The sequence below is a fragment of the Enterobacter cloacae complex sp. 2022EL-00981 genome, assembly GCF_028737495.1.
Classification (GTDB): Bacteria; Pseudomonadota; Gammaproteobacteria; order Enterobacterales; family Enterobacteriaceae; genus Enterobacter; species Enterobacter cloacae.
Genome location: NZ_JAQZRK010000010.1, coordinates 1 through 13,499 on the forward strand (window position 1 = coordinate 1; position 13,499 = coordinate 13,499).

Annotated in this window: 12 protein-coding genes; 8 read left to right on the top strand and 4 right to left on the bottom strand. The window is 54.0% G+C overall.

Translation table 11 applies throughout. From position 1 onward, the window contains the following. Window positions 1-150 precede the first annotated feature (150 nt). Window positions 151-1,710: a multicopper oxidase CueO gene (gene cueO / locus PUZ33_RS10810; protein ID WP_058681551.1), complete on the bottom strand. Its 1,560-nt coding sequence runs from the start codon at window positions 1,708-1,710 to the stop codon at window positions 151-153. 145 nt (window positions 1,711-1,855) lie between these two features. On the opposite strand from cueO, the gene PUZ33_RS10815 reads away from it, so the two are divergent. From PUZ33_RS10815 to speD, 3 genes are all read left to right on the top strand, one after another. Then, the gene (locus PUZ33_RS10815; protein ID WP_014830675.1) at window positions 1,856-2,203 is read left to right on the top strand and encodes a YacC family pilotin-like protein; all 348 of its coding nucleotides are present in this window, start codon (window positions 1,856-1,858) and stop codon (window positions 2,201-2,203) included. A gap of 114 nt (window positions 2,204-2,317) precedes the next feature. After that, complete coding sequence (speE, locus tag PUZ33_RS10820) at window positions 2,318-3,187, top strand: polyamine aminopropyltransferase (RefSeq protein WP_058681550.1); 870 nt, start codon at window positions 2,318-2,320, stop codon at window positions 3,185-3,187. Then, window positions 3,188-3,982: an adenosylmethionine decarboxylase gene (gene speD / locus PUZ33_RS10825; RefSeq protein WP_058681549.1), complete on the top strand. Its 795-nt coding sequence runs from the start codon at window positions 3,188-3,190 to the stop codon at window positions 3,980-3,982. It abuts the gene before it with no gap. A 67-nt stretch (window positions 3,983-4,049) separates the two neighbouring features. Here speD and PUZ33_RS10830 read toward each other — a convergent pair whose 3' ends face one another. Further along, entirely contained in the window at window positions 4,050-4,670 is a 621-nt protein-coding gene (locus PUZ33_RS10830; RefSeq protein WP_013095608.1) for a LuxR C-terminal-related transcriptional regulator, read from the bottom strand. A 310-nt stretch (window positions 4,671-4,980) separates the two neighbouring features. Here PUZ33_RS10830 and PUZ33_RS10835 point away from each other — a divergent pair, with 310 nt between their 5' ends. The 4 genes from PUZ33_RS10835 (at window position 4,981) to PUZ33_RS10850 (ending at window position 7,865) form a co-directional block, all read left to right on the top strand. Next, window positions 4,981-5,646, top strand: coding sequence for a DUF2589 domain-containing protein (locus PUZ33_RS10835; protein ID WP_058681548.1), 666 nt, complete (start codon window positions 4,981-4,983; stop codon window positions 5,644-5,646). A gap of 79 nt (window positions 5,647-5,725) precedes the next feature. Continuing rightward, window positions 5,726-6,433 (top strand): DUF2589 domain-containing protein, encoded by a 708-nt coding sequence (locus PUZ33_RS10840; protein WP_045902556.1) that lies wholly within the window; start codon window positions 5,726-5,728, stop codon window positions 6,431-6,433. Continuing rightward, window positions 6,426-6,875 carry a lysozyme gene (locus tag PUZ33_RS10845; protein WP_013095605.1) on the top strand — a complete coding sequence of 150 codons (450 nt, stop codon included), beginning with the start codon at window positions 6,426-6,428 and terminating at the stop codon, window positions 6,873-6,875. Before PUZ33_RS10840 ends, PUZ33_RS10845 begins: the two co-directional genes overlap by 8 nt. Window positions 6,876-6,893: 18 nt before the next feature. Next, complete coding sequence (locus PUZ33_RS10850) at window positions 6,894-7,865, top strand: hypothetical protein (protein WP_058681547.1); 972 nt, start codon at window positions 6,894-6,896, stop codon at window positions 7,863-7,865. A 47-nt stretch (window positions 7,866-7,912) separates the two neighbouring features. On the opposite strand, the gene yacL is transcribed toward PUZ33_RS10850, so the two are convergent. Further along, a complete protein-coding gene (gene yacL / locus PUZ33_RS10855; protein ID WP_057071081.1) occupies window positions 7,913-8,275 on the bottom strand; it encodes a protein YacL in 363 nt (120 codons plus the stop codon). Window positions 8,276-8,464: 189 nt separating this feature from the next. Beyond that, a complete protein-coding gene (acnB, locus tag PUZ33_RS10860) occupies window positions 8,465-11,062 on the bottom strand; it encodes a bifunctional aconitate hydratase 2/2-methylisocitrate dehydratase (protein WP_013095602.1) in 2,598 nt (865 codons plus the stop codon). Between the two features lie 890 nt (window positions 11,063-11,952). Here acnB and PUZ33_RS10865 point away from each other — a divergent pair. Continuing rightward, complete coding sequence (locus PUZ33_RS10865; RefSeq protein WP_058681546.1) at window positions 11,953-13,497, top strand: DUF3300 domain-containing protein; 1,545 nt, start codon at window positions 11,953-11,955, stop codon at window positions 13,495-13,497. Window positions 13,498-13,499: the final 2 nt, after the last annotated feature.

Below are 13,499 nucleotides of genomic sequence, written 5' to 3' on the forward strand. Positions count from 1 at the left end.
GGGCAGTCCACTGCAGGGATCTACGATACAGGTTCGTGGCCTAAGGCCGGGTACGGCATGTGGACTGCCTGACAGAAAGAACTGGCCGGTTCTTTCTGTACGGGAGGATAATACAAGGCCGGGTAAGGCGAAGCCGCCACCCGGCTTTTTTTATACGGTAAAACCCAGCATCATCCCCGTATCTTCATGCTCCAGCAGATGACAGTGCGCCATATAGGCAAACTCCTTCGGCGCCTCGTGGTCAAACTTCACCAGCACCTCGCTGACGCCGCCTTCCACTCTCACTGTATCTTTCCAGCCCGCGCGATGCGCATCCGGCGCTTTGCCGTTCTCTGAAAGAATACGGAACTGGGTGCCGTGAATATGGAACGGATGCAGCATCATGTCGCCTTCGCCTGAAATCACCCAGCGCTCAAACTGCCCTTTTGTAGCAGCAAACATTGGCGTGTTCATATCGAACGCCTGGCCGTTGATCATGTTGGCATTGTGGAAATCAAACCCGTGACCGCCGTGATTCATACCGCCCATCTTGCCGTGATCCATGTTCATATGGCCCATCATCTGCCCGTGGTGCATCCCCGCCATCGCCTGATCGCCATACTTTTTCATCAGCGCCTGCATGCCCATCATGTCGAGCATCGGATCCATGGAGAGCTGCAGCTTACGTTGCGTAAGCCCAGCCAACGATGGAAGCGCCGGCAGCGTGGTTAGGGTGTCCGGCAGCGTACCGGAGGCGGTGATCTGCAGCGGCTGAATACGTAAAACCGGGTGCGGCTTATCGAATGGCGCAACGGCCATCCCCATCTGGCTGACCGGGAGCGTCACCAGGTCAAATGACTTACCGTCGCTGATGTCCACCAACACCTCAAAGCGCTCGCCCATCAGCACAGGGAGTTCATTCACTTTGACCGGCTCAGGCAGCAGTCCTCCGTCGCTCGCCACGACGTACAACGGACGATTATCGCTGGTGGCAAAGTTCAGCGAGCGCGCGTTGCATCCGTTGAGCAGACGTAACCGCAGCCAGCCTTTTGGTGCAGCGTGCTGGGGGTAGATCGCGCCATTGGTCAGCAGCGTATCGCCAAACCAGCCTACCGCCGCGGTCATCACATCCAGCTGATAATCAATCTGACCGTCTGTGGAGAATTTTTTGTCCTGCACAATGACCGGCACATCGTCGATACCCCACTGTTTGGGCAGACGCAGCAAGCGACTTTCGTCATCTTCAATCAGCACCAGGCCTGCCAGCCCCATGGCCACCTGATGGCCCGTTTTGCCATGCTGATGCGGGTGGAACCAGCAAGTTGCCGCCCGCTGCTCGGGGGTAAAGGTCACGGTGCGCTTCCCGCCCGCTTTTATAATCCCTTGCGGGCCGCCGTCGACCTCGCCCGGCACTTCCAGCCCGTGCCAGTGCAGCGTCGTCTCTTCTGCCAGCGTGTTGTGAATATCAACGGTGACGGCTTTTCCTCTGCGCAGTTGCAACGCCGGGCCAAGCACATTGCCGTTATAGCCCCAGGTGGTGGCGTTATATTTGCCAAAGGCCATTTTACCGGACTGAACCACCAGCTGGATACGGCCACGGGCATCGGCGGTCAATAAATCAGGAATGGGTAAGGCAGGTCTGTCAGCCGCCAGAACCGCGCGACTCCACAGTGGTAATGCGCTGGCAACCCCCAACGCAACGGAATATTTTAGAAATTCACGACGTTGCATATTCATTTCCTTATTTCGTGCAGACGATCTTTTGAGCATAAACCCTCCCCTTACCGGAAGGTCAAGTAACGCGGCAATAATAAAGATCGTCGCACTGGCACCAAATATGCTAACGTTGATTTTCCGTGATGCAGTGGTAGAAGCAATGAAGACGTTTTTCAGGACAATTTTGTTCACCAGCCTGATGGCAATGTGTGCGAACAGCTATGCGCTCAGTGAAAATGAAGCGGAAGATATGGCCGATCTGACGGCGGTTTTTGTGTTCCTGAAAAATGATTGTGGCTACCAGAATTTACCCAACGGGCAAATTCGTCGCGCACTGGTCTTTTTTGCCCAGCAGAACCAATGGGACCTCAGCAACTACGACAGCTTCGACATGAAAGCGCTCGGTGAAGACAGTTACCGTGATTTAAGCGGTATTGGCATCCCAACGGCAAAAAAATGCAAAGCGCTGGCCCGCGATTCGCTTAGCCTGCTCGCCTACGTGAAATAACCTTCCCGGCGCCTCTTGTTTCGCCTGGAACCGTGCAACCACGGTTATAGTTAGCTATCATGTTTCGCTCATTTTTCGTGAGTGTAACGGATGTTAACGAAGAGGAGTCCGCGTATGGCCGACCACACGTTGTGGCATGAAACACTGCATGACCAGTTTGGTCAGTACTTTGCCGTTGATAACGTGCTATATCATGAGAAAACCGATCATCAGGATCTGATCATCTTCGAGAATGCCGCTTTTGGCCGCGTAATGGCGCTGGACGGCGTGGTGCAAACCACCGAGCGAGATGAGTTTATCTATCATGAGATGATGACCCACGTCCCGCTGCTGGCCCATGGCCACGCGAAGCACGTGCTGATTATCGGCGGCGGCGACGGGGCGATGCTGCGCGAAGTCTCCCGCCACCAGTCCATTGAAACCATCACCATGGTAGAGATCGACGCGGGCGTGGTCTCATTCTGTCGTCAGTACCTGCCTAACCATAACGCGGGTAGCTACGACGATCCGCGCTTTAAGCTGGTGATTGACGATGGCGTGAACTTCGTCAACCAGACGAATCAGATGTTTGACGTCATTATCTCCGACTGTACCGACCCTATCGGCCCGGGCGCCTCGCTGTTTACCTCATCGTTCTACGAGGGTTGCAAGCGTTGTCTGAACCCTGGCGGTATCTTCGTGGCGCAAAATGGCGTCTGCTTCCTGCAGCAGGATGAAGCGCTCGACAGCCACCGCAAACTGAGCACCTATTTTGGCGATGTTAGCTTTTATCAGGCTGCCATTCCGACCTACTACGGCGGGATCATGACCTTTGCCTGGGCGACGGATAACGACGTCCTGCGTCATCTCTCCACGGAGATTATCCAGGCGCGCTTCCATCAGGCAGGTCTCCAGTGCCGTTACTACAATCCGGCGGTCCATACCGCAGCCTTTGCCTTGCCGCAGTACCTGCAAGATGCACTGTCCTCCCAGGGGGTGAACTAATTGAAAAAGCTTAAACTGCATGGCTTTAACAACCTGACCAAAAGCCTGAGTTTTTGTATTTACGATATCTGCTATGCCAAAACAGCGGAAGAGCGCGATGGCTACATCGCCTATATCGATGAACTCTACAATGCCAACCGACTGACCGAGATCCTGTCGGAAACCTGCTCTATTATCGGCGCAAATATTCTGAACATCGCCCGCCAGGATTATGAACCTCAGGGCGCCAGCGTGACCATTCTGGTCAGCGAAGAGCCGGTCGATCCTAAGCTTATCGACAAAACCGAGCACCCGGGCCCGCTGCCTGAAGTGGTTGTCGCCCACCTTGATAAAAGCCATATCTGCGTGCACACCTACCCGGAGAGCCACCCGGAAGGCGGCCTGTGCACGTTCCGCGCCGATATCGAAGTATCCACCTGCGGCGTGATCTCCCCGCTAAACGCGCTGAACTATTTAATTCACCAGCTGGAATCCGATATCGTCACCATTGATTATCGTGTGCGTGGTTTTACGCGCGATATCAATGGCATGAAGCACTTTATCGATCACGAGATCAACTCCATTCAGAACTTTATGTCCGAGGACATGAAATCGCTGTACGACATGATGGATGTGAACGTGTATCAGGAGAACATCTTCCACACCAAGATGCTGCTTAAGGAGTTTGACCTTAAGCACTACATGTTCCACACAAAGCCAGAAGATTTAAACGAAGAAGAACGTAAGGTCATTACCGACCTGCTCTGGAAAGAGATGCGCGAAATCTACTACGGCCGCAATATTCCGGCCGTGTAAGACGCAGGTAAGCAGACAAAGAAGGAAAAGTGATGATTTTTCCTTCTTTATCATGCTGGTTATTTTCCTAAACAGTCGTTTGGGCCAGTATCATCGCCGCTTCCGTGCGGTTTCTGACTCCCAGTTGACGAAACAGGGCGTGAAGGTGATTTTTAACCGTCCCTTCCGCAATCCCGAGTACACGACAAATTTGCTTATTGCTATTTCCCTGAACAACAAGATGCAGAATCTCACGTTGTCGGGGTGATAGTGTGCACAGCGGGGATGGATAATTCTGCATGCGTATTAATTTATGTTCGCGCAGGCAACTATCCGGTAAATATATTCTCCCTTGCCGCACCCATTCAATTGCCTGCAATAACTCTTCCGACTCCATTTTCTTGGTTAAAATCCCTGCCGCACCACATTCCAGAAAATAAATCGGGTTGACATTATCCAGCCGTGAAAAATTCATCAACACTAAAATAGTGTCCGCCTGCGATTTTAACTGGGTTAATAACGCTCTTTTTTTCTCTATTTCATAATCCGCATCCAGAATAACAACATCCGTCCTGACTTTTATTAAACCTTTCCAGACCTCATCTTCGGTATGTGCTGCTGTGATGTGTAATGCGGGCGCAAGTTCCGCCCAACGGCATCGGATGCCATGAATGAACAGCGGCAATTCATCATAAATAAGTATATTCATTGTCGTCCCACTTAAATAATCGTTATCTTGTTAGCGGCACTTAAACCCTTCAAACAAACCTAAAACAACGGTTGCTGCGGGATGAAAAGTAATAACACCAGGAGAAACTTTCAATTGCAGGAGTAATGCCGGTTTAATTTATTAAGCACAGCCCGTCTCATTTCGCCATGTAACTTTCGATACAGACCATTCCATACAGACACAATGATTTCCGAAAACATAACTTTAAGCGCATAGATGCTTTTTTAATCGATATCCATGATTAATGGGCAGACATATTCTGCTCCCCCCAAACATCGAGGAATGAATTATGCCAGATGCAAATGTTGATACCGGATTTATTGGTTCAGTTATTAGTTCATTGCCGCTAGACAGTATGATTTCCGCGCCATTACAGGCAATGATTAAAGCCCAAACCCAGGCAGCCAAAAGTTATACCGATTTCTTATTAAGCGTCTGTATTAAAGATGGCAAAGCCGTTTCGGTACAGTTTGATTATGAGGAGACCCTCGTCGATGAGAAAGGCGTGACGACCGGTACGCAAACCAAAGTCATGCGTATTCCTCTGCTGGCGGCAGTGGTGCACCCCATCATCTGTATCGAAGAAGGGACCATCGACTTCGAGCTTGAGATCCATCAGAGCGCAGCCAGCAATGAAAGCAGCAGCCAGGAAGGCTCCCTGGAGGGCAAAATCGGCTGGGGTCCATTCTCCGTTAGCGTCAAGGGCAGCGTGAGCCATAAGTCAGAACAGACCCGTTCGACCGATACCCGTGCCAAATACTCCATCCACACCTCCGTTAAACGTCAGCCGATGCCGGAAGCACTTAGCCGCGTGGTCGATTATCTGACCAATGCTGCTACCAAACCGGCACAACGCGCTGGAGATCAACCCGCTGAGCTGCCTGCAACCAACAGTTCAGGTCTGATTACACCAGCACCAGCCCCAGCCGCGCCTGCTCAGGGGGGTAACGGCTAACCCGTACAACGCATTTAAACGCATTTATTACCCCTTACAGGTGTCCGGTTAACGGGCACCTGCCTGATGGAGAAAAAATATGCCTGATTCACGTCGATTCTGGTTCAGCCGTAAAACGCCCGGCGATGTAAAGCCTGAAGCCAGTACCGAACCCCCGGCAGATAAACCGACGACGGTATCGTCAGATCCCCCCTCTGCCGCAACTCCGTCTCCTTCTCCCGCCGGGGAGGAGGAGAACGCCGGAAGCAATGACGGAGGTGGCGGCGGGGGCGATGACGGAACGCCGCCGCCCCCTGCCGGCAACAAGGGCAACCACGCGATGGGATTAGATGCCCTGGTACAAGGGCTCCAGCACGCCGCCTTTAGCGCCAACCAGTATATGGCCCATCAGTACGTTGCCGTGCTCTCGCAGCTATTTGAGCAGGCCCCGGACGGCAGCTACAAACCCGACTATGCCGAGCTTCAGCTGGATGACGGGCATCGATTGAACGTACCGCTGGTGACACTTGCTCCACCGCGCAATCTGTCAATGGAGAGAATGAAGATGCGCCTGACCGTTCGCGGTGATGCCACAGAAGCCATCAGCACGCTGACAGGACAGGGAGAGCGGGGTCACTTCCACGTCACGATGGCGCCCCAGCCCCATGAGGGCAAAACGGACAGCCAGAACATTGATATTGAAATTGATTTTGTCGCTCAGGAACCGCCGGAAGCGGTGCTGCGCCTGCTTGATGAATTTATCCACCGTATGACCCCCGTCCCCGTAAAGGAGAATAGCCATGAGTAATGCTTTGAAAACAACCGGCAATGGCGGCATTGCCCTTATCAAACAGTACGAAGGCCTGCGTTTAACCACCTACAAAGACGCAGTCGGTATTCCGACTATCGGTTATGGTCACGTCGAAAACCCGATCCCGCCAGGCGGCACGCGGACCATCACCGCAGAAGCCGCAGAACAGCTCCTTCGTGATGACCTGCAGCGTTTTGAGCACGAGGTTAACAACATGCTGACTGTGGAGGTGACTCAGAACCAGTTCGATGCTCTGGTGAGCTTCGCCTTCAATCTGGGCCCGGCCAATCTGAAGAGTTCAACCCTGTTACGCAAAGTGAACAGCGGAGACGTTAACGGCGCCGCCGACGAATTTCTGAAATGGAACCATGCGGGTGGTCAGGTCCTGGCGGGCCTGACAGCACGTCGTAACGCTGAAAAAACTCTTTTTTTATCCTGATCAATCACGAGGTGTAAAATGACAATTCGAATTCTTTCCTGGCGTGCTGACTCCTTTACGCACGAGGCAGACGACCTGCGAAGTGCGGATAACGATCTTCTGACTCACGCCAAAGAGCGGATGGAGTTTCGTCTGAGCCAGGTTATTGCTGAGCTCAAAGCGGTGCTGGAAACTGACACCGGTAACTGGGACCATACCTTTGTCACACTTCCGGAATTTTTCTGGAATACCCGCTGGAGTAATGTGCTCAGTGAAGATGAACTCATGCAACTCGGTGACTTCTACATGGACCATGTCAGCGACTACGTTAACAGGCTGATTGATGCCTTCCCGGCCCGTTCCGGGGATCCCTCTTCTGCCATCACGTTTCTGGCGGGAACATGTGCCATCCTCTACCGCGACGATAAAGAGAGTGAGAAGACGCCCTGCCACGATCCCGTTTTTCACGCTGTGAATTGGCTGCTGTGCGGGCAGAATACCCGTAGCGATAAATCTCTGACGATGTGGCCAAAACGCTACGTTTCCACAATTGATTTCTTTCCTCAGGTGAACGGTCACGCGATCCCAGGTCATATTTCAGCCCAATTGCCGAATGGTCAAATCATTCATATTGGCAGCAGCAGTGAAGTGTCGGCAGAATCAGTGCATGGGATCGTCATCACCGATTACTTCACCAATACTTATGCTGACGATAAGCCATTTAGCATTGATATCTGCCTGGATTATTTTACGCAGAACGGTGTTCGCCCGGCGGGCTGGGAACAGCGGGTAGCGGAGCTGCGGAGTAAACACAGTGACATTGATTTCCTGATAGCCTGCGGAATGCCGGCTGGCGATCCGCCGCAAAACCCTGGCGGCGTGCAATTCCTTGTACGCAACGATGGTATGCCAGGCGTTTCCCAATGTCAGGCGTGGTCATTCAGCGCCAAGGGGGCGTCACCCGTTGCGGCGACCAACCCGACCGCTAATTTTGTGAGATTTTTGCTGTAGAGCGAAACCAGCGGATTCCCTCCGACACGCTTCGGAGGGAATTTCATTTATTTCTGTTTCATAAACTCCCGGTACGCCGACACGACCTGCAGAAAGTCCTCCACGCCGCACAGCGACAGGCTCTCTTCGTCGTAGTAGCTCATCCCCTCTTCCATCTCGTCGCCCGAGAATTCCAGCTGGTTGGCCCGCACCATCACCTCTTCGCCATCCATCCACAGCGTGTATTCATGACCCGCACGTTGCCAGGAGCGTTCACTGCCTTTTATCGTATTCGCCGCCTGTTCAACTTCATCAAGAAGCGCTAGATTTTCTTTCACTTCTTCGTTAAACCAGTGTCCAACGGCTTCGTGGCCCATCGACATACGCACTTTCACCACCCCGGTGATGTCGCGCAGAAATTCGTAATCCATAGTGTTTTCCTCTGCAAAGCCATTACGGTAATTATCGCAGCAGAGAGGCAGAAAAAAAGCGTGTGAGGTGGGAGGAATGAAAATAAAAAGGTGAGAGCAAGGCCCTGCGGCCTGATGCCCTCACCCCGGCCCTCTCCCACGGGAGAGGGTGCAAACACTAAAAACCGTCTCGTGGAGACGGTTTTGCTTTTATACCGCCGTCTGGAAGATCACCCCGTCAGCTTTCTCGGTGTACTGAGAGAGCTGGTCGAAGTTCAGATAGCGATAGGTATCCACCGCCGTCTTATCAACCTGAGCAACGAAGGTCTGGTACTCTTCCGGCGTTGGCAGTTTGCCAATCAGCGCCGCAACCGCCGCCAGCTCAGCAGACGCCAGGTAGACGTTCGCACCGGTACCTAAACGGTTCGGGAAGTTACGGGTAGAGGTGGAAACCACCGTCGCACCGTCTGCCACGCGCGCCTGGTTACCCATACACAGGGAACAGCCCGGGATTTCGATGCGCGCACCGCTCTTACCAAACACGCTGTAGTAACCCTCTTCAGTCAGCTGCGCCGCATCCATACGGGTTGGTGGCGCTACCCAAAGGCGGGTTGGCAGTTGGCCTTTATGAGTATCCAGCAGTTTACCGGCAGCACGGAAGTGACCGATGTTAGTCATACAGGAACCGATGAACACTTCGTCGATCTTATCGCCCTGCACGTCAGACAGCAGACGCGCATCGTCAGGATCGTTCGGTGCACAGAGAATTGGCTCTTTAATGTCTGCCAGATCGATGTCGATCACCGCCGCATATTCTGCGTCAGCATCGGCTTCCAGCAGCTGCGGATCCGCCAGCCATTTCTCCATCCCCTGAATACGACGCTCCAGCGTACGACGGTCGCCGTAGCCTTCCGCAATCATCCACTTCAGCAGGACGATGTTAGAGTTCAGATACTCAATGATCGGCTCTTTGTTCAGCTTGATGGTACAACCCGCGGCGGAACGCTCTGCAGACGCATCGGTCAGCTCGAATGCCTGCTCAACTTTGAGATCCGGCAGCCCTTCAATTTCCAGGATGCGGCCAGAGAAGATGTTTTTCTTACCTTTCTTCTCAACGGTCAGCAGGCCCTGTTTGATGGCATACAGCGGGATAGCGTGAACCAGGTCGCGCAGGGTGATACCCGGCTGCATTTTACCTTTGAAGCGCACCAGTACCGATTCCGGCATATCCAGCGGCATCACGCCGGTCGCTGCGGCAAACGCCACCAGACCGGAGCCCGCCGGGAAGGAGATACCAATCGGGAAACGGGTATGGGAGTCACCGCCGGTACCCACGGTATCCGGCAGCAGCATACGGTTCAGCCAGGAGTGGATAACGCCGTCGCCCGGACGCAGAGAGACGCCGCCACGGTTCATGATGAAGTCTGGCAGCGTGTGGTGCGTGGTTACGTCAACCGGCTTCGGATACGCCGCCGTGTGACAGAAGGACTGCATGACCAGATCGGACGAGAAGCCCAGGCACGCCAGGTCTTTCAGCTCGTCACGGGTCATTGGGCCAGTGGTGTCCTGAGAGCCCACAGAGGTCATCTTCGGCTCGCAGTAAGCGCCAGGACGGATACCGGCCACGCCGCACGCGCGGCCAACCATTTTCTGCGCCAGCGAGAAGCCACGATTGCTTTCTGCTACGTCTTTCGCATGACGGAACACGTCTGAGTGCGGCAGACCCAGCGCTTCACGCGCTTTGGTGGTCAGGCCACGACCGATGATCAGCGGGATACGGCCACCGGCACGCACTTCGTCGATCAGTACGTCGGTTTTCAGCTCGAAGCTCGCCAGCAGCTCGTTGGTGTCGTGGTTACGGACTTCACCTTTATACGGGTAAACGTCAATCACGTCGCCCATGTTCAGGTTAGAGACATCCACTTCAATTGGCAGTGCGCCAGCATCTTCCATGGTGTTGAAGAAGATTGGGGCAATCTTACCGCCCAGGCACAGGCCGCCACCGCGTTTGTTCGGCACATGCGGAATATCGTCACCCATAAACCACAGGACGGAGTTAGTGGCGGATTTACGGGAAGAACCGGTACCGACTACGTCACCGACGTAAGCCAGCGGGAACCCTTTTTTCTGCAACGCTTCGATCTGTTTGATCGGGCCGACAACGCCTGGCTGATCCGGCTCAATGCCTTCACGGGCGTTTTTCAGCATCGCCAGAGCGTGCAGCGGGATATCCGGGCGAGACCATGCATCCGGTGCCGGAGAGAGGTCATCAGTGTTGGTTTCACCGGTGACTTTGAATACGGTAACGGTAATTTTTTCAGCCAGCGCAGGACGGTTCAGGAACCATTCGGCATCGGCCCAGGACTGCATCACCTGCTTCGCATAGACGTTGCCTGCTTTGGCTTTTTCTTCCACATCGTAGAAGTTATCGAACATCAGCAGCGTTGAAGAGAGCGCTTTAGCGGCAATCGGTGCCAGCTTGTCGTTATCCAGCGCGTCAATCAGCGGATGAATGTTATAACCACCCTGCATGGTGCCGAGCAGTTCAATGGCTTTTTCAGGAGTAACCAGTGGGGAGGTGGCTTCGCCTTTGGCGATAGCAGCAAGGAATCCGGCTTTTACGTAGGCAGCTTCATCTACGCCAGGCGGTACGCGGTTGATCAGCAGATCTAACAGGAATTCTTCTTCGCCCTTAGGCGGGTTCTTCAGCAGCTCGACGAGCGCGGCCATTTGGGTTGCATCTAACGGTTTGGGTACAATTCCCTCGGCGGCACGTTCTGCTACGTGCTTACGGTATTCTTCTAGCACGACGGTTCTCCTCGCTCTCATTGTCATATGCGGCGGGCGTTCTCTTCACGCTCCTGTGAGACAGCAGTTTGTAGGGTAAATGCCCGATACCGCGTCGGGCAGCATAGCAGGATTTCTGCACAGTGTTAATCCGTTTACAAAAAAGCAACATTAAAAAATTTGCTGAATCGTTAAGCATGGTGTAGAGGGCTGACGGGGGGAATTTTGGCAACAAAAAAACCGCCTGAAAGCGGTTTATTTGTTGCCTTGCGATGGTAGCACACCGGGTTGGCAGATTTGCGGCAACACCAACGTGAAATATTGTGCATCACTCCCTGTGGGCTTGCAAGCTGCTATCACGATTTTGCGTAGCGCCTTCCCATTTCGTATGAAAGCCCATGTAATTGCATTTTTTGCCTTCTTCAGATCCATTGAATTGACTATTCTTCTCCGCGGCCTGCTCCGCTGGTGTAGCAACCAGTCACCGGGCCCGGGAGCAGTTCCTTCATCTACGCGGCAACATCAACTTGCCAGGTTCTGCCTTTCCCGGTGAAGAATGAACCCGCGTAGCCTGTACAGGAACGCACGCAATGGAGATGCGAATCACTGCGCTGATCGTTGCGCTCGGTTTACTGCTTACGGCACTGCACGGTGGCTGGAACATATCCGACATCACGGTGCTGTTTGTTGTCAACCTCGGCAACTAGCTGCTGGCCGCTCGCAAGAGCGGCCTTCTGAAATCCAGCGGCTTTTCAGCTATCACATATAATTGTGTAATAAATACTCACACTCTTTATCCGGACGTACCGGCAGTTCCCCAACAAAAGTCAAAACAGTAAAAGGCGAGTGAATAATACTCACGCCAACCGTAACGCCTCACGGCACAGCGCTTGTCTCGTTGGAGTCATTTTATGAAGTTGCCCTTTAAACCACATCTGCTTGTTCTTCTGTGCAGTGCCGGGCTGTTTGCCGCCTCAGGCGTCATGTTTGTCAAAAGTCGGGCGACAGAGCCTGTCGCCCCCGCTCCCGTCGCACAACAACCGGTAACCCCCGCAGCAGCGCAACCCGCCTCTGTCGTCGCCCCAGCCTATACGGCCGCGCAAATCGATCAGTGGGTTGCTCCCATCGCGCTCTATCCGGATGCCCTGCTGTCACAAATTTTAATGGCCTCGACCTACCCGGCCAACGTCATCCAGGCGGCGCAGTGGTCCAAAGACAACCCTAAAATGGAAGGAGACGCCGCTATCCAGGCCGTTGCCAGCCAGCCCTGGGATCCCAGCGTAAAATCGTTGGTCGCGTTTCCTCAACTGATGTCGCTGATGGGTGAAAACCCGCCGTGGGTACAAAATCTGGGGGATGCGTTTCTCGCGCAACCGAAGGATGTCATGGATTCCGTCCAACGCCTGCGCGCGCTGGCTCAAAAGACCGGCGCCTTACAATCAACGCCTCAGCAGACGGTCACCACCGTGACGAAACCTGCCCCGGCCAAATCGGCCACCAGCGAATCGACGACTTCCACCACGCCTGCCCCGACGGTGATCAAAATTGAATCCGCGGATCCGCAGGTCGTATACGTCCCCACCTATAACCCCAATACCGTTTACGGTACCTGGCCAAACACGGCTTACCCGCCAACCTATCTTCCTCCTTCTCCGGGAGAGCAGTTTACGGATAGTCTGGTCAAAGGCTTAGGCTTCAGCCTGGGCGTGGCGACAACCTACGCCATCTTCAGCAACATCGACTGGGATGATGACGACGACTGGGACCACCATCATGACGATGACTGGAATCACGGCGGCTATAACCGCAACGGTGATAACAATATCAATATCAACGTTGAGAACTTCAATAAAATCAGTGGCCAACGCCTAACGGATGCCAACCGCACCTGGCAGCATAACCCGGCATATCGGGAAGGTGTGCCCTACCCCACCAGCCAGCTCAATAACCGCTTCCATTCCACTGACACGGTAACGGGGCTCAGTTCTACGCAGCAAAAACCGATTAACCGCGACAGCCAGCGTCAGGCGGCCCTGAGCCAGATGGAGAAATCGACAGGCAAAACCTTCCCGCAAACCGCGCGTCCGGGAACCAGAGATGCACAGCGCCAGGCTTCAGGCGAACAGCTGAAGCAGATATCCCAGCGCAACAACTACCGTGGCTACGACACCAGACCGCAAACGGCAAAGCGAACCACCTCGCAGCAGCGTGATAATCACCCTGCCGTAACCCAGCGACAGGAGAAACGGATCGCGCAGCCAGCCCAGCAACGCCATATCCCGCAGCGAACCAGCCAGTCTCGCGCAAATGCCTTGAGCGGCAACGACAGCCGCTCTGCCAACTGGCAAGCCCAGCAGCAACGGGGGGCGCAAAGCAGACAACTGGCTGCCCGTCATCAGCAGCCGCGTCAGGCCCCTGCCGGACGTGCTGAACACCGTGAATTCCGTCATCGTTAAGG

Excerpts from the sequence above, each read along its gene's own strand:
- PUZ33_RS10830 (WP_013095608.1), bottom strand. The coding sequence starts at position 4,670 with ATGAATATACTTATTTATGATGAATTGCCGCTGTTCATTCATGGCATC.
- PUZ33_RS10845 (WP_013095605.1), top strand. The coding sequence starts at position 6,426 with ATGAGTAATGCTTTGAAAACAACCGGCAATGGCGGCATTGCCCTTATC.
- speE (WP_058681550.1), top strand. The coding sequence starts at position 2,318 with ATGGCCGACCACACGTTGTGGCATGAAACACTGCATGACCAGTTTGGT.
- PUZ33_RS10865 (WP_058681546.1), top strand. The coding sequence starts at position 11,953 with ATGAAGTTGCCCTTTAAACCACATCTGCTTGTTCTTCTGTGCAGTGCC.
- PUZ33_RS10840 (WP_045902556.1), top strand. The coding sequence starts at position 5,726 with ATGCCTGATTCACGTCGATTCTGGTTCAGCCGTAAAACGCCCGGCGAT.
- PUZ33_RS10850 (WP_058681547.1), top strand. The coding sequence starts at position 6,894 with ATGACAATTCGAATTCTTTCCTGGCGTGCTGACTCCTTTACGCACGAG.
- cueO (WP_058681551.1), bottom strand. The coding sequence starts at position 1,710 with ATGCAACGTCGTGAATTTCTAAAATATTCCGTTGCGTTGGGGGTTGCC.
- yacL (WP_057071081.1), bottom strand. The coding sequence starts at position 8,275 with ATGGATTACGAATTTCTGCGCGACATCACCGGGGTGGTGAAAGTGCGT.
- PUZ33_RS10835 (WP_058681548.1), top strand. The coding sequence starts at position 4,981 with ATGCCAGATGCAAATGTTGATACCGGATTTATTGGTTCAGTTATTAGT.
- PUZ33_RS10815 (WP_014830675.1), top strand. The coding sequence starts at position 1,856 with ATGAAGACGTTTTTCAGGACAATTTTGTTCACCAGCCTGATGGCAATG.